The following is a 17153-nucleotide window of genomic DNA, read 5'->3' as shown; positions in this document are numbered from 1 at the left end:
CGGCGTGCGGCCCGACATCCAGACCGAGGTGCAACCGCATGGCCCGTCCGAACCGGCACGACGTCGATGCAAGGTTCGCCCACGAACGTGCATATGGCGGCACCTTCGTTGGGGCCATAGCAGGCGTTTTGATATTTCAATGAAATAATGCAATCGCGCGGCCGGCCAGACATTTCTTTCGATCGCCTGTCGAATCGGCTTGCCGTTTTCGGCGGTTCCGCGTCGGCCGGCCGCGCGCTTCGGTCGTCGTGCGACCGTGCGATCGCGCGACATTCATCTGGCGGGAATCCGTCCGCCATCCGCACTGCACATCACTGACACTCGCCTCATGGATTTCGACGTCATCGTTCTCGGCGCAGGCATCGTCGGCGTATCGGCCGCGCTGCACCTGCAGGATCGCGGCCGCCGGGTCGCGCTCGTCGATCGCGGCGCGCCCGGCGACGGCACGAGCTTCGGCAACGCCGGACTCATCGAGCGCTCGTCGGTCGCGCCGTATGCGTTTCCGCGCAGCCCGCTCGCGCTGCTGCGCTACGCGACGAACCGCTCGACCGCGCTCTATTGGCATCACGCGTCGCTGCCGTCGTTCGCGCCGTGGCTCGCGCGCTTCTGGTGGGAATCGTCGCCGCGCCGCCACGCGGCCGCCGCGCGCGATCTGCTGCCGCTCATCGAGCGCAGCGTCGCCGAGCACGACGCGCTGATCGCGCGCGCGAACGCGGGCGACCTCGTACGCGCGCGCGGCTGGATCGAGGCGTATCGCGCGCCCGCCCGCCTCGCGCATGCGACAAGCGACGCACTGCACAGCGCGAGCCGGCACGGCCTTCGCGTGGCGACGCTCGACGCGTCCGCGCTCGCCGCGCAAGAGCCCGCGCTCGGCCCGGGGTTCTGCGGCGCGCTGCACTGGCTTGACCCGAAGAGCGTCGTCGATCCCGGCGCGCTCGTCAAAGCGTACGCACGGCTCTTCGAGCGCAACGGCGGCGCGCTGCTCGAAGGCGATGCGGCGAGCATCGAGTCGAGCGGCGACGGCTGGCGCGTGCGCACGGCCGACGGCGTCGCGGCGGCGCGCGAGGTCGTCGTCGCGCTCGGCCCGTGGTCCGATACGGTGTTCGCGAAGTTCGGCTACCGGATTCCGCTGCGCGAGAAGCGCGGCTACCACATGCATTACGCGCCGCCCGACGGCGCGTCGCTGTCCGCGCCCGTCGTCGATCTCGAGCACGGCTACGTCGTCGCGCCGATGCGCAGCGGGCTGCGGCTCACGACGGGCGTCGAGATCGCCGCGCGCACGCTGCCGCCGACAGGCGTGCAGCTCGCACGCGCGGAACGCGTCGCGCAGCCGACGTTCAGGCTCGGCCCGCGGCTCGACCCCGAGCCATGGCTCGGCTTTCGGCCGTGCACGCCGGACATGCGTCCGGTGATCGGCGCCGCGCCGCGGCACCGCGGGATGTGGTTCGCGTTCGGACACAATCATCACGGGCTCACGCTCGGACCGATCACGGGACGCCTGCTCGCGGAGATGATGTGCGGCGAGCCGACCGCCGCGAACGTCGCACCGTTTCGCGTCGAGCGGTTTCTCTGATTCGAAGCGGATGCGAGCGCGAGCGAATTGGCCGCGGCCGGAAAATGTTCAACGCGCTCGCGAACACGTCGGCGCTCGACGACCATGCGCCGCGGACGCCGTGCTCCGGCGGTAGCGAGCCGCGCGACATGAATCGTCCGGCATGTCGTTCGACATGCGATGCATGGTCGATCCGCACGAAGCGTCAGATGATGCTTGATCCGCGCGTCCGGGGCGCGCGGTGCATCGGGCGACATTCGGCGAGCGACGAGCGTGCCGAGCAATGCATCGATCTCCATTACCGTCGAGCCTGCTCGACGAAGCGCGCTCGCCGAGCATCCGATGGCTGCGCGAAGACAATCGCCGCGCACATGCGATATCCGATACGCGACATGCGCCCGCCCCCCGATGCGCACCCGCCGCTCATCGATCGATTGATCCAGCAAATGCGATCCGCCGAACGAGACCGAGCATCGTCGCCGCATCCCGCTCCGTTTCTCGGCAACGAAGCAAATCCGACATTGCGCGGAATTGCGCAAACGATTTCGCGCGCTCGTCGAAACGCGGCACTTAATCGGTCATCGCACAATATGCAACCGACTAACCCGCCGAGAAATCACTGCATGTTGAACGAATAGCGCTTTGCAATTTTCACAACGAACATCGTCGCAACGATCAATGCAGCCGAATCGAACGCAGGATTAACCACAACGCAGTCGAACGCATCGGCGGCAAAACAATCGCACGATTCGCCTTTGCGTCGAAGCGACAAACCTTGACACGCAGTAAAACATCGTGACAAGACGCGCGCCGCCGCCACACATCCGCACATCGCGGCAGCCGGCCGCGAACGGCGCGAACGGCTCGCGGCGCGCCGCAGCGGGATTCGGGCGCCATTTCGCACCCGGTTCGTGCACCATTCGAGTGAACGACTGGGCACGCCACTTTTGCCTGCTAATGGAAATCGATTATTTCTAAATCGGCAAAAAGTAATTTGAGCCAGACAGGATGTTTTTTCCGCGCAAGCGCGCTTACATTTAGCGCACCCCTCTAATGGAAATCGCTACGGAATCGACGGAAAGCAGTTGCAATAACTGCCTAGGCCGATACCGCACGAGCTTTAGGAAACGGCAAAATGAAGTCCTCCAAATCCCAGCCTGTGCTCGATCCCGCTGACGTTCACGTCGAAATCCTCGAACGCTCCGACACGCTGCTCGTCGTCCGCTGGGTCGAACCCGGCCGCTGTCACTACGGCGAGCAACGCTGGCGCCGCCGCTTCGCGCAGCGCACCGGCACCTGCGCGCTGTCGCGCCAGGTGATTCATCGCGGCGACGAAGTGTTCCGCCCCGCTGAGCGTCCGGCGCCCGCCAATGCAGGCGCGATGATCTCCGCCGCCGAAGTGCTCGGCCATACGAGCGGCAAGTAACGCCACGATCCCGCCGCCGACGCGGCCGATGTCGCGCCGCGCCACGGGCGGTTAGAGCGGCGTCTCTAGCTTGCCCCTTGTTTTCGCCGGCTCGCGTCACTACCGTTACATCAATCAATGTAACGGTGTGTGAGGCGCGGACGACGGCGGCACCGCTGCTCCGATGCACCGGATCTAGGGTCCGTCCACGCAAAAAACGGGCTCGTGAACGCGCCGCCCCACGGCGTGCCACCGATGGAGACGAAGATGCATGCATGGAGCGCGCAACATGTGCTGCCGCAAGGCGGAAAAGTAGCAGTCGTCACAGGAGCCAACAGCGGTCTTGGCTGGCAGATCGCGGAAACGCTCGCCGCCAAGAGTGCGCAGGTGGTGATGGGGTGCCGGGATTCCGCGAAGGGCGAACTGGCCGCGCACACGATCCGCACCCGTTATCCGCGCGCGCGCATCGAGGTCGAGTCGCTCGATCTCGCCGATCTCGCCTCCGTCTGCCGTTTTGCCGATGCCGTCACCGACCGCCATGGCCGTGTCGACATCCTCTGCAACAACGCGGGCGTAATGTTCCTGCCGCTGCGCCACACGCGCGACGGCTTCGAAATGCAGATGGGGACGAACCATCTCGGCCACTTCGCGCTGACGGGCCTGCTGCTGCCTGCGCTGCGCGCGTCTCACCGCGCGCGCGTCGTGACGATGTCGAGCGGCTTCAACCGGCTCGGCAAGATCCGTCTCGACAACATGCTCGCCGAGCATGGCTACAACAAGTACCGCGCGTATTGCGACAGCAAGCTCGCCAACCTGATGTTCACGCTCGAGCTGCAGCGCCGCTTCGATCGCGCGGGACTGTCGATCCTGAGCGTCGCCGCGCATCCGGGCTATGCGGCCACCAACCTGCAATTCGCCGGTCCGACAATGGAAAACTCGCCGCTCGGCTCGTTCGCGATGCGTCTGTCGAACCGCTTCGTCGCGCAGCCGGCCGAGGTCGGCGCGCTGCCCGCGATCCATGCGGCGACGACGACCGACGTCGAGGGCGGCGCGTACATCGGCCCCGCACGCCTGTGCGAGACGCGCGGCTATCCGGCCGATGCGCGCATCCCGCACCAGGCGCGCGACGTGCAGGTGGGCGCCCGCCTGTGGGAGAAATCCGAACAACTGACCGGCGTGCGTTATCTCGACACACCGTCGCCCGGCTCGCGCCGCGGCCGATCGCGCTACGACGCGACGTTCCGCGCGCTCTGAAGCATTTCGCCAAGCCCAAGCTCGCCGCCTCGCCCGCTGCGGTTCGCAGCAAGTGGGCGGCTTTTTTTTATCGCCGCGACACCCTGCCGCTTGCCGTCTGTATTTTTTCATTTTTTGAAAAAATATTTCGCTAAAGCCAGCGTTTACCCGTAGGACCCCGAAGACTACGATGTAACCAATCGCTTAAGACATGGTGTCGAAAGCGAAGTCAATAAAACATTCGGAGGTTCTCATGAAATCGCTCGTTTATGCTGTCGTCGCCGCTTCCGCTCTTACCGCTTCGTTCGGTGCGTTCGCGCAATCCAATCAATCGCTGACCCGTGCGCAAGTGCGCGCGGAACTGGTCCAGCTCGAGAAGGCCGGCTATCACCCGGGCGTGTCGAGCCCGTACTATCCGGAAGACATCCAGGCCGCCGAAGCGCGCGCACAAGGCGCCGCCGACACGAGCGGCTACGGTGCGCAAGCCGCGCCTGTCGCGCACGTCGGCGCTCCGGCGGCGGCGGCTCCCCGCTCGCCGCGCGACTCGATCTACTTCGGTCAGTAAAGCAGTCGACAGACCGCGCGGCCGTGCCCAATCCGGCCGCCGCGCGATCTGAATCTCGCACGACGCGTCGGTCGCTCCGACCGATCGTCGCTCCCATTCAGGCCCCTAACCTCCGCCGCTCCATTTGGAGCGGCTTAGCCTGGGCGCCTGGCGCCTGGGCGCTTTTTCGGCTGAGGCGCAAGTCCACCGTTGCGGCGGATTCCACGAGTGGGAATAAAATCGATCCTTACAAAATATGTAAGGATCGATTTTTTTATTGCGGCTCGCCATCCGCGTCGCATTCACCGGCCGTATCAAACGTCGACGCAACCGCTGGCCATCGCATCGCGCTGCACGCACGCAGTTTCAAACACCTGTCCGAATTCCAATCGCGCCCCCGGTAGAGGCGCGTTTTTCGATTCGTGCCGTCATTGTCACGTCGGCAGGTACGCGTCTGCGTGTCGAGCGGCACGCAACGCATTCGCTTCGCTCGCAGTCTTTCCATTGCGAGGGAGAGGCGTTCTCCCCGGCCCCGCGCGTACTGCACCACGCGTTCGGCGCCTGCCGCGCTTCTCGCGCGTCACTCACCCGGCTCAAGCAGGAAATCGCAGACGATCCGATGCATTCGCGCGGCCTGCGGACTCGTGTCGAGCGCGCGCCAGCAGCCGTGAACGAGCCCGTCGCCGAGCCAAAAGCGCGCCGTGCCGCCCGCCGACCGGACGCGCTCGACATAGACGCGCGCATCGTCGCGCAGCGGATCGTGCCCGGCGCCGACCGCCAGCACGGGCGGCAAGCGGTCGAAGCCGTTCGCGTCGAGCGGCACCGTACCGTGTGGCGGCCCGGCATCGCCCCAGTAAAGGCGGCGGTACGTGTGGACATCGGCGAGCGTGAGCATCGGCGCGTGCGCCTCCGTCTCGCGTGCGGGCGATTGCGGCTCGAAACCGAGCATCGGATAGACGAGCGCGACCGCGCAAACGCCGCCGCCCGCGCCGCCGCCACCCGAACCGCCGTCGCGCAGCGCCGCAACCACCGACGCCGCAAGCATGCCGCCCGCACTGTCGCCCGCAAGCCGAAGCGGCAGCGCGATCGAATCGAACGGCAGCCGGCCGTCGAGCGCCGCGACGGCAACCTCCAGGCAATCGTCGAACGCGGCCGGCGCAGGATGTTCGGGCGCGAGCCGATAGTCGACGGCGATCACGTCCAGCCCCGTGTCCGCCGCGATCCGGGCCGTGACGAGCGCGTGGCTGTCGAGCGAACCGACGACGAAGCCGCCACCATGAAAGAACAGAACCGTCCCGCGCGCATCGGATCGCCGCGATCGGTAGCGCCGCAAGCCGATCGTGCGGCCGTCGGGCGCGACGAAGCGCGCGTCGGTCGTATCGACGTCCGCCGGCAATGCGAGCGTCCACGCCGCGGCGAACCGCTCGTAGCGCGCGCGCTGCTCCGCGATCGGGCGCGCCGCGACGTCATCCGGATACCACGCGGCGACGCGCGCGACGAACGCTTCGATTTCCGGTTCCAGCATCGCGTGCGTCGCCGGGCTTGTCGGTTCGCCGCGCGTCAGCGGCGCGCGGGCAGGCCGATCACGCGTCCCGCGTGAGCGGGCATGGGATACGCGCGCTGCAGCGCATGCAGCTTCGCGATCCGCTCGGCGACGTCGGCGTCGAACGGCGCCGCCTTCGGTCCGCTCGTGTCGACGTGCAGCAGCATCTGCTCGCTCGCCGACACCGCACCGTCGATCCCTTCCGCGAACATCTCGAGATACAGATGCAGCCGCTTCGCATCGTGCGCGAGCACGCGCGCATCGACCCGCACGCGCGTCCCCTCCTTGATCTCGTGCAGATAGTTGACGTGCGCCTCGAGCGTGTAGACAGAGCGGCCGCGCGCTCGGCGCGCCGCGTCGTCGAGCCCGATCGCGTCGAGCAGCGCATCGGTCGCGAAGCTGAAGATCAGCAGATAAAACGCATCGCGCAGATGCCCGTTGTAATCGACCCAATCCGCGAGAACCGCGTCGCGGTGGATCGTCAACGCCGTCGCTTGCGTCGCGGCCGTCATCATCGTCATTCCTCGTAGCGCATTCCGTGGCGCGCTTTCACCGCGGCGATCGCCGCGATCACTTCGGTGATGCACGCGTCCCGATAGCGCTCGAGCGCCTTGATGCTGCGCTGTCCTTGCTGCTCGGCCGTCCCTTCGACGACGCGGTCGATCAGCTCCTCGGTCAGTTGCGGCGCGACGAGCTTGGTCCACGGCAGCTCCAGCGCGGGACCGAACTGCTGCATGAAATGGCGCATGCCGGCGTCGCCGCCCGCCAGTGTATACGTGAGGAACGTGCCCATGAACGACCAGCGAATCCCCGCGCCGAACCGAATTGCGTCGTCGATCTCGCCCGTCGTCGCGACGCCTTCGTCGACGAGATGCAGCGCCTCGCGCCACAGCGCCTCGAGCAGGCGGTCCGCGATGAAGCCCGGCACCTCCTTGCGCACCTTGAGCGGCCGCATGCCGAGCGCGCGATAGACGTCGATCGCCGCGTCGACTGTCTCGGGCGCGGTGCGCGCGCCGCCCAGCACTTCGACGAGCGGCAGCAGGTAGACCGGGTTGAACGGATGTCCGACGATGCAGCGCTCGGGGTGATGCGCGCGCGCGTAGAAATCCGTCGGCAGCAGGCCGGACGTCGACGACGCGATGATCGCATCGGACTTCGCCGCACGGCTGATCTGATCGTGCAGCTCGAGCTTCAGCGCCTCGCGCTCGGGCGCGCTTTCCTGGATGAAGTCCGCATCGGCGACGCACGCGTCGATCGTCGAGACGAAACGCAGCCGATCCGGCGACGCGCCGGGCGCCAATCCGACGCGCTCGAGCGCGGGCCACGCGTTCTCGACGTTCGCGCGCAATTGCCGTTCCGCGCCGCCGGCGGGATCCCACGCAACGACGTCGAGTCCGTTCGCAAGCGCGCGCGCGACCCAGCCGCTGCCGATGACGCCTGCGCCGAGCGCCCCGAACGTGTTGATTTCGGTAATGACAGCCATGAACCTTCGATCCTTGAACGAGAAGATGATGACGCGAAAGGGCCGGTCCTGCGCGACACATGTGCGCGCCCGGCCGCTTCCGCCACGTTGCGCCGCATTGCGACGCGCTCGCGCGTTACGCGTATTCGGCGATCGCGCGCCGTTCGAGCAGACGCTCGCCGCGCGGCGGCAAGCCAAGCTTGCGGCGCCCTTCGGCGGGCGTCAGCACACGCCCGCCCAGGCGCTCGACGATCTCTCGCGCGCGCTCGACGAGCGCGCCGTTCGTCGCGTGCACGCCGCGGTCGAGCCACAGGTTGTCTTCGAGGCCGACCCGCACGTGGCCGCCGAGCAGCATCGCCTGCGCGACCATCGGCATCTGCATCCGGCCGATCCCGAAGCCCGCCCAGTGCGCGCCGGGCGGCAGATTGTCGACCATCGCCTTCATCGTGCCGGTGTCGGCGGGCGCGCCCCACGGAATGCCGAGGCAAAGCTGGAAGAGCGGCGGATCGTCGAGGAGTCCTTCCTTCAGCAACTGCTTCGCGAACCACAGATGGCCCGTGTCGAAGATCTCGAGCTCGGGCTTCACCCCGAGCGCCTGAATCCGCTTCGCGCCCGCGCGAAGCTGCGCGGGCGTCGACACGTAGATGTAATCGCCGTCGCCGAAATTCAGCGTGCCGCAATCGAGCGTGCAGATCTCGGGCAGCAGTTCCTCGACATGCATGAGGCGCGTCAAGCCGCCGACGAGGTCCGTGCCCTTGCCGAAGCGCATCGGATCCTCGCCCGCGCCGATCTCGAGATCGCCCCCCATGCCGGCCGTCAGATTGATGATGACGTCGACGTCGGCCGAGCGGATGCGGTCCACCACTTCGCGATACAGATTCGGATCGCGGCTGCCGCGGCCCGTCAGCGGATCGCGCACGTGGCAGTGCGCGACCGTCGCGCCCGCCTTCGCGGCCTCGATCGCCGCGTCGGCGATCTGCTTCGGCGTGACCGGTATCGCCGGATGCTTGCTGACCGTATCGCCTGCGCCCGTCACCGCACACGTCACAATGACTTCTTGATTCATCGCTGTCGCCTCGTTCAGATTCGGATGAGCATTGCCGTCCGGATGTCGGGCCGGCACGCCCGGTTCAGAGTTTCAGAGTCCCAGATAAGCCTTCACCGCGGACAGGCCATCCTTGCCGTCGTAGGTCTTCACACCGGCGAGCCATGCGTCGAGCACCTGCGGATTCTTCTTGATGTACGCCTTCGCGGCTTCCGTCGGCCTCACCTTGTTCATCACCGCCTGCATCAGCTGGTTTTCCAATTGCGTCGTGAAGCGCAGATTGCCGACGAGCTTGCCCGCGTTCGGACAACGCGTCATGTAGTCGGGCGCCGTCAGCGTGTACACGCGCGCTTCGCCGTAGTTCGGACCGAACGACGCGTCGCCGCCCGACAGATAGTTCATGCTGATCTGGATGTTCATCGGATGCGGCTCCCAGCCGAGGAACACGACCCACTTCTTGTCGCGGATCGCGCGGTCCACCGTGACGAGCATCCCGGCCTCGCTCGATTCGACGAGCTTGAAGCCGCCGAGCCCGTACTGGTTCGTGTCGATCATCTTCTGGATCGTCGCGTTCGCGCTGCTGCCGGGCTCGATCCCGTAGATCTTGCCGTCGAGCTCGGCGCGATGCTTCGCGATGTCGTCGAACGATTTCAGTCCGGCCTGGTACACATAGCTCGGCACCGCGAGCGTCGCCTTCGCGCCAGACAGGTTCGGCGGCTCGACGACCGAGATCGACTTCGAATCGAGGAACGGCTGAAACTGATGCTGCTGCACCGGCCACCAGTAGCCGAGCGATATGTCGAGTTGCTTGTTCTTCAGTCCGGCGAACGAAATCGGCACGGACGAGATCGTCGTCGTCGGCTTGTAGCCGAGACCGTCGAACAGCAGCGACGCGAGCGCCGTCGTCGACGTAATGTCGGTCCAGCCGATATCCGCGAAGCGCACGTTGCGGCATGCGGCCGAGTCCTGCGCGAAGGACGGCAGCGGCAGCGCGCATGCTGCGGCAAGCGCCGCGCCGAATACGAATGTCGTAATGGACTTCATGGTTGCCTCCCTGTTCGACGGATTCCGCAGGCGATTTCAAGGGGACGACGGAGCCTGCACCGTGGGCTCAAAGGTAACGGGCCATATTCGCGGCAAAGCGACCGACGGCGACCTTTTCTTGCCTGTTTGCGACTATGCGTAAAAACCATTAGATGGACGAACTGTCAGGCATGACGGGGCTTTTCCGGCATGCAGCGTGCAAGGCGGCTTGCCTGCTTGCGTCTTGCTTGCTACGCTCGTCCGATCGGTTCCGAAGCACATGCGTCCATGCCAGAAGCGTTCCATTTCCTGCTGATGCCCGGTTTCTCCGCGCTCGGTTTCATGTCGGCGGTCGAGCCGCTGCGCGTCGCGAACCGCTTCAGGCCGAGTCTGTACCGCTGGCGCATCGTCAGCGGCGACGGCGCGCCCGTCGTCGCGAGCAACGGCATTTCGCTGAACGTGGACGCGGCGTTCGCGCAGGTCGAGCACGCGCACACGATCTTCGTGATCGCGGGCTTCGATCCACTCGCGTGCTACACGCGCGCACTCGGCGACTGGCTGAAGCGCGAGTATCGGCGCGGCGCGACGCTCGGCGGCATCGACACCGGCAGCTTTGTGCTCGCGGAGGCGGGGCTCTTCGATGCGTCCCATGCGCTGACGCTGCACTGGGAAGCGCTCGCCGCGTTCCAGGAACGCTATCCGCACCTGAAAACGACGCAAGAACTGTTCGAGATCGACGAACGGCGCATCACCTGCGCGGGCGGCACCGCGTCGATCGACATGATGCTCGACCTGATCGGCCGCCGGCATGGCCCCAATCTCGCCGCGACGATCTCCGAGCAGTTCGTGCTGAGCCGGATCCGTCAGCGCTCCGATCGACAGCGCCTCGAGATCGCCGCGCGCTACGGCGTGCACAACCGCAAGCTGATCCAGGTGATCGGGACGATGGAACATCACATGGAAAGCCCGCTGCCGTCCGATACGCTCGCACAGGAAGTCGGCGTCACGCGCCGCCAGCTCGAACGGCTGTTCAGCTCGATCCTGGACGATACGCCGACGCGTTTCTATTTGCGTCTGCGGCTCGATCGCGCGCGCGAGCTTCTTCAGCAAACCGATATGACGGTCGCCACCGTCTGCGCGGCTTGCGGTTTCGAATCGCCGTCGCATTTTTCCCGCACTTATCGCGCGCAATTCGGCACAAGTCCGAGAAACGACCGGCACGCGCTGCGCTGAGCCAAACACGATGCCGCGCATAGGGCGATTGCGGCGGCGCGAAATCGTGCGCCGCCTTACTGTTTTCGCCTATCGAACCGCCCCTCGAAAATAATTAGAAATAAGATTGAAAATATTCTGTAACATGTTCTAAAAATAGATAGACAGACTAACGACGTGAAATTTCAGCGCGATCGTTTGTTTGCCGAATAGAAGCGCAGCATTCCAAATATTTATTCCGAGGGGTTTGTAATGACGATGCTCATTCAGCCATCGCAGCGCTTGCCGTTTGCTTCGCCCGCCGTTCTCTGGCGGTTCCCCGTCCCTCCACCCCGCATGCTTCGCGCGCGCTGATTTCTTGCGGCGCCGCATCCGCTGTAGCTCCGCCCGTTTGCATCGGCTCGTCGAGGCCGATGCACGGATCGGGTCGTCCCTGCGTTTCCCGTGGTTCGTTTGTTACCCAACCTTTGATGACGAGGACAGAACATGCAGACATCCCGTAAAGCGTTGCCGTTCGCACTGAGCCTGGCCATCGGCATCGGCGCCGCGCTGCCCGCGTGGGCCGATTCGAAGGCGCCGAACCCGCAAGAAGAAAGCCGGCGCGCGAGCCTCACGCGCGGCGTCGTGCCGCCTGTGGAGACGGCCGGCAAGACCGGGCAATTCCGCCCCGGCGCCGTCGCCGTCACGCTGGCGAGCCCGGCGTTTCACGCGAAGAAGGCCGACGCGGCGACGATGGCACGCGAATTCATCGCCACGCGCGCCGCGCAGCTCGGCCTCGACAAGTCCGCGCTCGCGAATCTCGTCGTCGCGGCCGAGCGCGCCGACACCGACTTCACCGTCGTCCGCTTCCAGCAGCGCGCAGCGGGGCTGCCGGTCTACGACAGCGACATCGCAGTCACGGTCGCGCCGGACGGCCGCGTGCTGTACGTCGCGAGCCAGGCGGTGAGCGGCGTCGCGGCCGTGTCGAGCAAGGCGCAGGCGGTCGACGAGCAGCAGGCGCTCGACCGTGCGCGCGCGTACCTCGGCGTGAGCGGCCTCGCGAGCGTGCAATCGCAGCTCGTCGCATTCGTCGACGACTCGGGCACGCATACTGCGTGGAAAGTGCGCGGCAAGCCGCAGGACAGCCTGCGCGGCGACTGGGAACTGATCATCGACGCGAACAGCGGCGAAGTGCTGCGCGCCGAAGACAAGGCCTCCTATGCAACGGACGGAAGCGGGCTCGTGTTCCTGCCGGATCCGCTGTCGTCGACCCAAAGCAGCTACGGCAGCACCGGTTTCAAGGACAACAACGACGCCGACTCGCCGCAACTGAACGCCGCGCGCGTGCGCGTGACGCTCAAGGATCTGACGCAAACGAGCGGCGGCTACAAGCTCTCCGGCCCGTATGCGTCTTGCGTCGATTTCGACGCGCCGCGCGACAATGCGTGCCCGGTGCAGTCATCGACGACCTTCGACTTCACGCGCTCGAACCTGTACTTCGAGGCCGTCAACGCGTACTACCACATCGATACGTTCCTGCGCTACGTGAACCTGACGCTCGGCATCAAGGCGCTGCCGTATCAGTACTCGGGCGGCGTCCAGTACGATCCGCACGGCCAATCCGGCGCCGACAACTCGTCGTACTCGTCGGGTTCCGGCCAGCTTTCGTTCGGCCAGGGCGGCGTCGACGACGCGGAGGACGCAGACGTCGTGATTCACGAGCTCGGCCACGGCATCCACGACTGGATCACGAACGGCGGGCTCTCGCAGGTCGAAGGCCTGTCCGAAGGCACCGGCGATTACCTCGCGGCCGCTTACAGCCGCGACTTCAATCAATGGAGCCCGTCCGACGCGCAGTATCACTGGGTCTTCAACTGGGACGGCCACAACGAGTTCTGGCCCGGCCGCGTGACGAACTACAACGTCGGCCGCACCTACTCGCAGGTCCGCAATTCCGCGATCCACACGGCCGGCCAGTACTGGGCGTCGTGCAACATGGTCGCGCGCGATGCGATCGGCGGCGTGGCGATGGACAAGGCGTTCCTGAAAGGACTGTCGATGACCAACGGCTCGACGAACCAGAAAGCCGCAGCTCAGGCGGTGCTGACCGCGGCGGCCGCGCTTGGCTACAGCAGCGCGCAGCTCAATGCGATCGGCGACGCGTACAACAAGAGCTGCACGTACGGCGTGACCGTGCCGCAGAACCTGTAACCCGTATAAGGAAGACGTAAGCGACAACGTACGCTGGGCGCGCGGCACGATCTGCTGCGCGCCTCCCCCCGCGACTGCATCTCCCTCACCCGAGGAGATCGACCATGTCCAAGCTCCAACACGTCGCCGCCGCGCTGTGCGGCGCCCTCTGCGTCTCGGCCGCCCACGCCGCGCCGGTGTGGATCACGCTTGCCGATCCCGCATTCCGCGAACTGCGTCTGATCGATCCTGCCGCGACGAGCCGCTACAGCGCGGCCGTCCCGACGGGAGACGCCGCGCGCACCGAGACCGTCCACGTCGCGCAAGTCGACGATTCGCTACTCGAATCGTTATCGCAGACGATACGCCGCGCACGCGGCCACGGTCCCGGCTTCTTCGTCCACGCGACCTACGATGAAGCGCGCGCGTCACTGCAGCCGGGCACGGTCAAGCAGGCGGCCGCGATCGATTACCCGATCACCAACTCGCAGCAGATCCGCAACTGGATCTCGCAGCTTCAGGCGAGCAACATCGTCAGCACGATCGTGTCGATGTCCGGCTTCACCAACCGCTATTACACGACGTCGCACGGCGTCGCGGCGTCCGACTGGCTCGCGCGGCAATGGAAACAGCTCGCTGGCTCGCGCGCCGACGTGACAGTCGAGCAGTTCACGCACGCCGGCTGGCCGCAGAAGTCGGTGATCCTGACGATCAAGGGCAGCGATCCGAGTGCGGGCATCGTCGTGATCGGCGGGCATCTCGATTCGACCGCCGGCCGCATGAGCGAGAACACGCGTGCGCCGGGCGCCGACGACGACGCGTCGGGCATCGCGAGCCTCACCGAAGCGCTGCGCGTCCTGCTCGCAAACGGCTATCAGCCGAAGCGCACGCTGAAGTTCATCGGCTACGCGGCGGAGGAAGCGGGCCTGCTCGGCTCGCAGGCGATCGCGAAGCAGTTCAGGGCGCAGAACGTGAACGTGGTGGGTGCGTTCCAGCTCGACATGACGAACTACAAGGGCGATCCGAAGGACATCTACCTGATCACCGACTACACGAATTCGACGCAGAACACGTACCTCGCGAATCTCGCGAAGACCTATCTGCCCGAGCTCGCGGTCGGCACGTCGCAATGCGGCTATGCGTGCTCCGATCATGCATCGTGGAATGCGCAGGGCTATCCGGCATCGTTCCCGTTCGAAGCGGATCAGAACGACAATCCGTACATCCACTCCGCGTACGACACGCTCGAGCGATCGGACCAGCAAGGCAATCATGCGCTGAAGTTCGGCAGGCTCGCGCTCGCGTATGCTGCGGAGCTGGGCGGCGGGCTGAGCGCGTCCGCGAAGCGGTAAGCGACATCGGAAGCGGCGCGCAAGACACGCCGCTTCCGGGTTGCCGAGCATCGCGATGCGTCAGAACGAATGCCGCATCCCGATGCGGACGTCGGCCTGCGTCTGAGTCGACGACGGCGTGAAGCTGTAGCCGATCACCGCGTCGACGCCGTTCGACGCGCGCAGATAATCGCCCGAGATATAGACGTCCGTGCGCTTCGACAGCAGGTAGTGCACGCCGGCCGATCCCTGATTCCAGTGATGGCCTTCGAAGCGCGTGTACTGGTAGCCCGCGACCAGGCTGAGTGCCGGCGTGAACTGGTACGAGCCGCCGCCTTCATAGACCTGCATGTGCGACGTGTTGCCGAAGCCCTTGATCGTCGAGTACGTGAAATTGCCGGACAGCGTCAGCTTGTCGAGCGTGTAGCTGCCGCCGACGCCGAACGTGCCCTGGCTGTCGACGTTCATCGGCGAATTCGCGAACAGATCGGTGATCTTGCCGGTGGCCGGGTCGACGCTGACGGTCGGCTGGCCGAGGAAGGTCTTCGTGCCGATCATCGCGTATGGATCGAACGCATAGATGCCGGACGGGTTGTTCAGGTGCGTGTACGCGGCGCCCACCGACAGGTTGCCCTGCGTGTAGTTCGCGCCCGCGCTCCATGCGCTGTTGCGGTGGAAGTCGCCCGCGACGTTGCCGAACGAATACATCGCGCCGAACTTGAAGCCGCTGAAATCGTTCGACAGGAACTTCACCGAGTTCGGCAGGCGGTCGCCGTTGAAGCGATCGAAGTCGCCCTGGTGGATCGCGTAGCCGCTCGCCCATGCGGAGATGTTGTTCAGGTAGACCATCTCCTCCGTCATGTCGAGCTGATTGCCGAACGAGAGCGTCCCCCAGTTGTTTTGCAATCCGACGTAAGCCTGGCGCCCGAACTCCGCGCCGCCGAAACCGAGCTGGCCATTGCCGAGCCTGAAACCGCTCTCGAGCACGAAGACCGCCTTCAGGCCGCCGCCGAGATCCTCAGTGCCCTTGAAGCCGATCCGGTTCCCGTACGACACGCCGTCGTCGAACTTGAAGACGTGCGAGCCGCCCGTATTGCTGGCATACGTCATCCCGGCGTCGAGAATCCCGTACAGCGTCACGCTGCTCTGCGCGTGGCTTGCGCCCGGCGCGATTCCGATCGCAAGCGCCATTGCGCTCATCACGGCCACATTCGATTTCGTCATTGTCGACACCCCACCCTGCCTGTTCGAGAGAAAATGGATTCCCGCCTTGCCCACGCGAATCCGCGACCATTTCTGAAACGACGCACCACTCCGACGACCGTTGCGCATCACGCACACAATCGGATGCCGTTGGCGAAAAATACAAACCCATTTTTCGCCCTACCCGTCTCCAGGCGACGTCGAATGGTCACGATGCGACCGTTGGGGTATGTGCGGAGGACCATGATCACCGCGCATCGAGCGCTGGCTCGCCTGGCACGGCTGGTTCGACGCGCATGGGCTCGCCGCGCCGCTGTTCCGCCGCTGGCTGCTCGACGCGTGCGCGTGACGCCGCACGCATTGGCGCGCCGATTCCAGCTGCGCGGCGCTTCGGTTCTATCCGCATCCGATCCGGCTTGATTAACTTGTGCATCGCCTCGGACGCCCGGCACCCGCGTCGCGCGCCGGGCGCTCATCGAGCCAGAGGAAACACATGTCCGTTCCCCAACGTCCCCATCAGTTCGTGCTGACGCTGTCGTGTCCGAGCGCGGCGGGCCAGGTCGCCGCCGTCGTCGGCCTGCTCGACCGGCATCGTTGCTACGTCGACGAGCTGACCGTCTTCGACGACGATCTCAGCGAGCGCTTCTTCGTGCGCTGCGTGTTCCATGCGGCGGACGCCGTCGATTCGCTGCGCCTCGATGCGCTGCGACGCGAGTTCGAGCCGATCGCCGCACGCTTCGGCATGCAATGGGCGATCCACGACGTCGCCGCGCGGCCGAAGGTGCTGATCATGGTGTCGAAGCTCGAGCATTGCCTCGCCGATCTGCTGTTCCGCTGGAAGATGGGCGAGCTGAAGATGGACATCGTCGGGATCGCGTCGAACCATCCGGATCTCGAACCGCTCGCCACGCAGCACGGGCTGCCGTTCCGGCATTTCCCGATCACGGCCGACACGAAGGCGCGGCAGGAGGCGCAATGGCTCGACATGTTCGGGACGAGCGGCGCCGAACTCGTGATTCTCGCTCGCTACATGCAGGTGCTCTCGCCGGAAACGAGCGCGAAGCTCGCGAACCGCGCGATCAACATCCACCATTCGTTCCTGCCGGGATTCAAGGGCGCGAAGCCATACCACCAGGCGCATGCGCGCGGCGTGAAGCTGATCGGCGCGACCGCGCACTTCGTCACCGACGATCTCGACGAAGGACCGATCATCGAGCAGGTGGTCGAGCGCGTCGATCACTCGTACCGGCCCGAGCAGTTGCTCGCCGTGGGCCGCGACGTCGAATGCATCACGCTCGCGCGCGCGGTGAAGGCGTTCATCGAGCGCCGCGTGTTCCTGAACGGCGACCGGACCGTCGTCTTCCAGTAGCGAGCGCAGCACGCGCTGCGGCTTCGCGGATTCGCTTCGGCCCGGATGCGGCGATGCGTCCG

The 17153-nt window shown here is 65.7% G+C and carries 15 protein-coding genes; 9 read left to right on the top strand and 6 right to left on the bottom strand.

Annotation, left to right across the window (positions count from 1 at the left end; translation table 11 throughout):
• Window positions 1-328 precede the first annotated feature (328 nt).
• The 5 genes from WS69_RS18345 to WS69_RS18325 all read left to right on the top strand — a co-directional run bounded on the left by WS69_RS18345 (window position 329) and on the right by WS69_RS18325 (window position 4755).
• On the top strand, window positions 329-1573 hold the full coding sequence (locus WS69_RS18345; RefSeq protein WP_059472146.1) for an NAD(P)/FAD-dependent oxidoreductase: 1245 nt from the start codon (window positions 329-331) through the stop codon (window positions 1571-1573).
• Between the two features lie 44 nt (window positions 1574-1617).
• A complete protein-coding gene (locus tag WS69_RS34875) occupies window positions 1618-2190 on the top strand; it encodes a hypothetical protein (RefSeq protein WP_059472145.1) in 573 nt (190 codons plus the stop codon).
• A gap of 497 nt (window positions 2191-2687) precedes the next feature.
• The gene (locus WS69_RS18335) at window positions 2688-2978 is read left to right on the top strand and encodes a DUF3331 domain-containing protein (protein ID WP_015603862.1); all 291 of its coding nucleotides are present in this window, start codon (window positions 2688-2690) and stop codon (window positions 2976-2978) included.
• Window positions 2979-3224: 246 nt separating this feature from the next.
• Window positions 3225-4211 carry an oxidoreductase gene (locus tag WS69_RS18330; protein ID WP_059472173.1) on the top strand — a complete coding sequence of 329 codons (987 nt, stop codon included), beginning with the start codon at window positions 3225-3227 and terminating at the stop codon, window positions 4209-4211.
• Window positions 4212-4443: 232 nt separating this feature from the next.
• Window positions 4444-4755, top strand: coding sequence for a DUF4148 domain-containing protein (locus WS69_RS18325; RefSeq protein WP_059472144.1), 312 nt, complete (start codon window positions 4444-4446; stop codon window positions 4753-4755).
• A gap of 559 nt (window positions 4756-5314) precedes the next feature.
• Here the strand turns inward: WS69_RS18325 and WS69_RS18320 are convergent.
• From WS69_RS18320 to WS69_RS18300, 5 genes are all read right to left on the bottom strand, one after another.
• Complete coding sequence (locus WS69_RS18320) at window positions 5315-6259, bottom strand: alpha/beta hydrolase (protein ID WP_059472143.1); 945 nt, start codon at window positions 6257-6259, stop codon at window positions 5315-5317.
• Between the two features lie 35 nt (window positions 6260-6294).
• Complete coding sequence (locus WS69_RS18315) at window positions 6295-6792, bottom strand: thioesterase family protein (protein WP_059472172.1); 498 nt, start codon at window positions 6790-6792, stop codon at window positions 6295-6297.
• A 2-nt stretch (window positions 6793-6794) separates the two neighbouring features.
• Window positions 6795-7760 (bottom strand): L-carnitine dehydrogenase, encoded by a 966-nt coding sequence (locus WS69_RS18310; protein WP_059472142.1) that lies wholly within the window; start codon window positions 7758-7760, stop codon window positions 6795-6797.
• Between the two features lie 115 nt (window positions 7761-7875).
• Complete coding sequence (locus tag WS69_RS18305) at window positions 7876-8805, bottom strand: 3-keto-5-aminohexanoate cleavage protein (protein WP_059472141.1); 930 nt, start codon at window positions 8803-8805, stop codon at window positions 7876-7878.
• Window positions 8806-8877: 72 nt separating this feature from the next.
• On the bottom strand, window positions 8878-9828 hold the full coding sequence (locus WS69_RS18300) for a choline ABC transporter substrate-binding protein (protein WP_059472140.1): 951 nt from the start codon (window positions 9826-9828) through the stop codon (window positions 8878-8880).
• A gap of 267 nt (window positions 9829-10095) precedes the next feature.
• Between WS69_RS18300 and WS69_RS18295 the strand changes: the two genes are divergently transcribed.
• From WS69_RS18295 to WS69_RS18285, 3 genes are all read left to right on the top strand, one after another.
• Window positions 10096-11040: a GlxA family transcriptional regulator gene (locus WS69_RS18295; protein ID WP_059472139.1), complete on the top strand. Its 945-nt coding sequence runs from the start codon at window positions 10096-10098 to the stop codon at window positions 11038-11040.
• Between the two features lie 465 nt (window positions 11041-11505).
• Complete coding sequence (locus tag WS69_RS18290; RefSeq protein WP_059472138.1) at window positions 11506-13209, top strand: M36 family metallopeptidase; 1704 nt, start codon at window positions 11506-11508, stop codon at window positions 13207-13209.
• Window positions 13210-13313: 104 nt separating this feature from the next.
• Window positions 13314-14540, top strand: a complete 1227-nt coding sequence (locus WS69_RS18285) for a M28 family metallopeptidase (protein WP_059472137.1) — start codon at window positions 13314-13316, stop codon at window positions 14538-14540.
• Window positions 14541-14600: 60 nt separating this feature from the next.
• Here WS69_RS18285 and WS69_RS18280 read toward each other — a convergent pair whose 3' ends face one another.
• Window positions 14601-15743, bottom strand: a complete 1143-nt coding sequence (locus tag WS69_RS18280) for a porin (protein ID WP_059472136.1) — start codon at window positions 15741-15743, stop codon at window positions 14601-14603.
• 472 nt (window positions 15744-16215) lie between these two features.
• Here WS69_RS18280 and purU point away from each other — a divergent pair, with 472 nt between their 5' ends.
• Window positions 16216-17091: a formyltetrahydrofolate deformylase gene (purU, locus tag WS69_RS18275; protein WP_059472135.1), complete on the top strand. Its 876-nt coding sequence runs from the start codon at window positions 16216-16218 to the stop codon at window positions 17089-17091.
• Window positions 17092-17153 lie beyond the last annotated feature (62 nt).

This window comes from Burkholderia sp. BDU5 (genome assembly GCF_001522845.1).
GTDB classification, from domain to species: domain Bacteria; phylum Pseudomonadota; class Gammaproteobacteria; order Burkholderiales; family Burkholderiaceae; genus Burkholderia; species Burkholderia mayonis.
The sequence above is the reverse complement of the archived record's forward strand: the minus strand, read 5'-3'. Positions and strand labels throughout refer to the sequence as shown.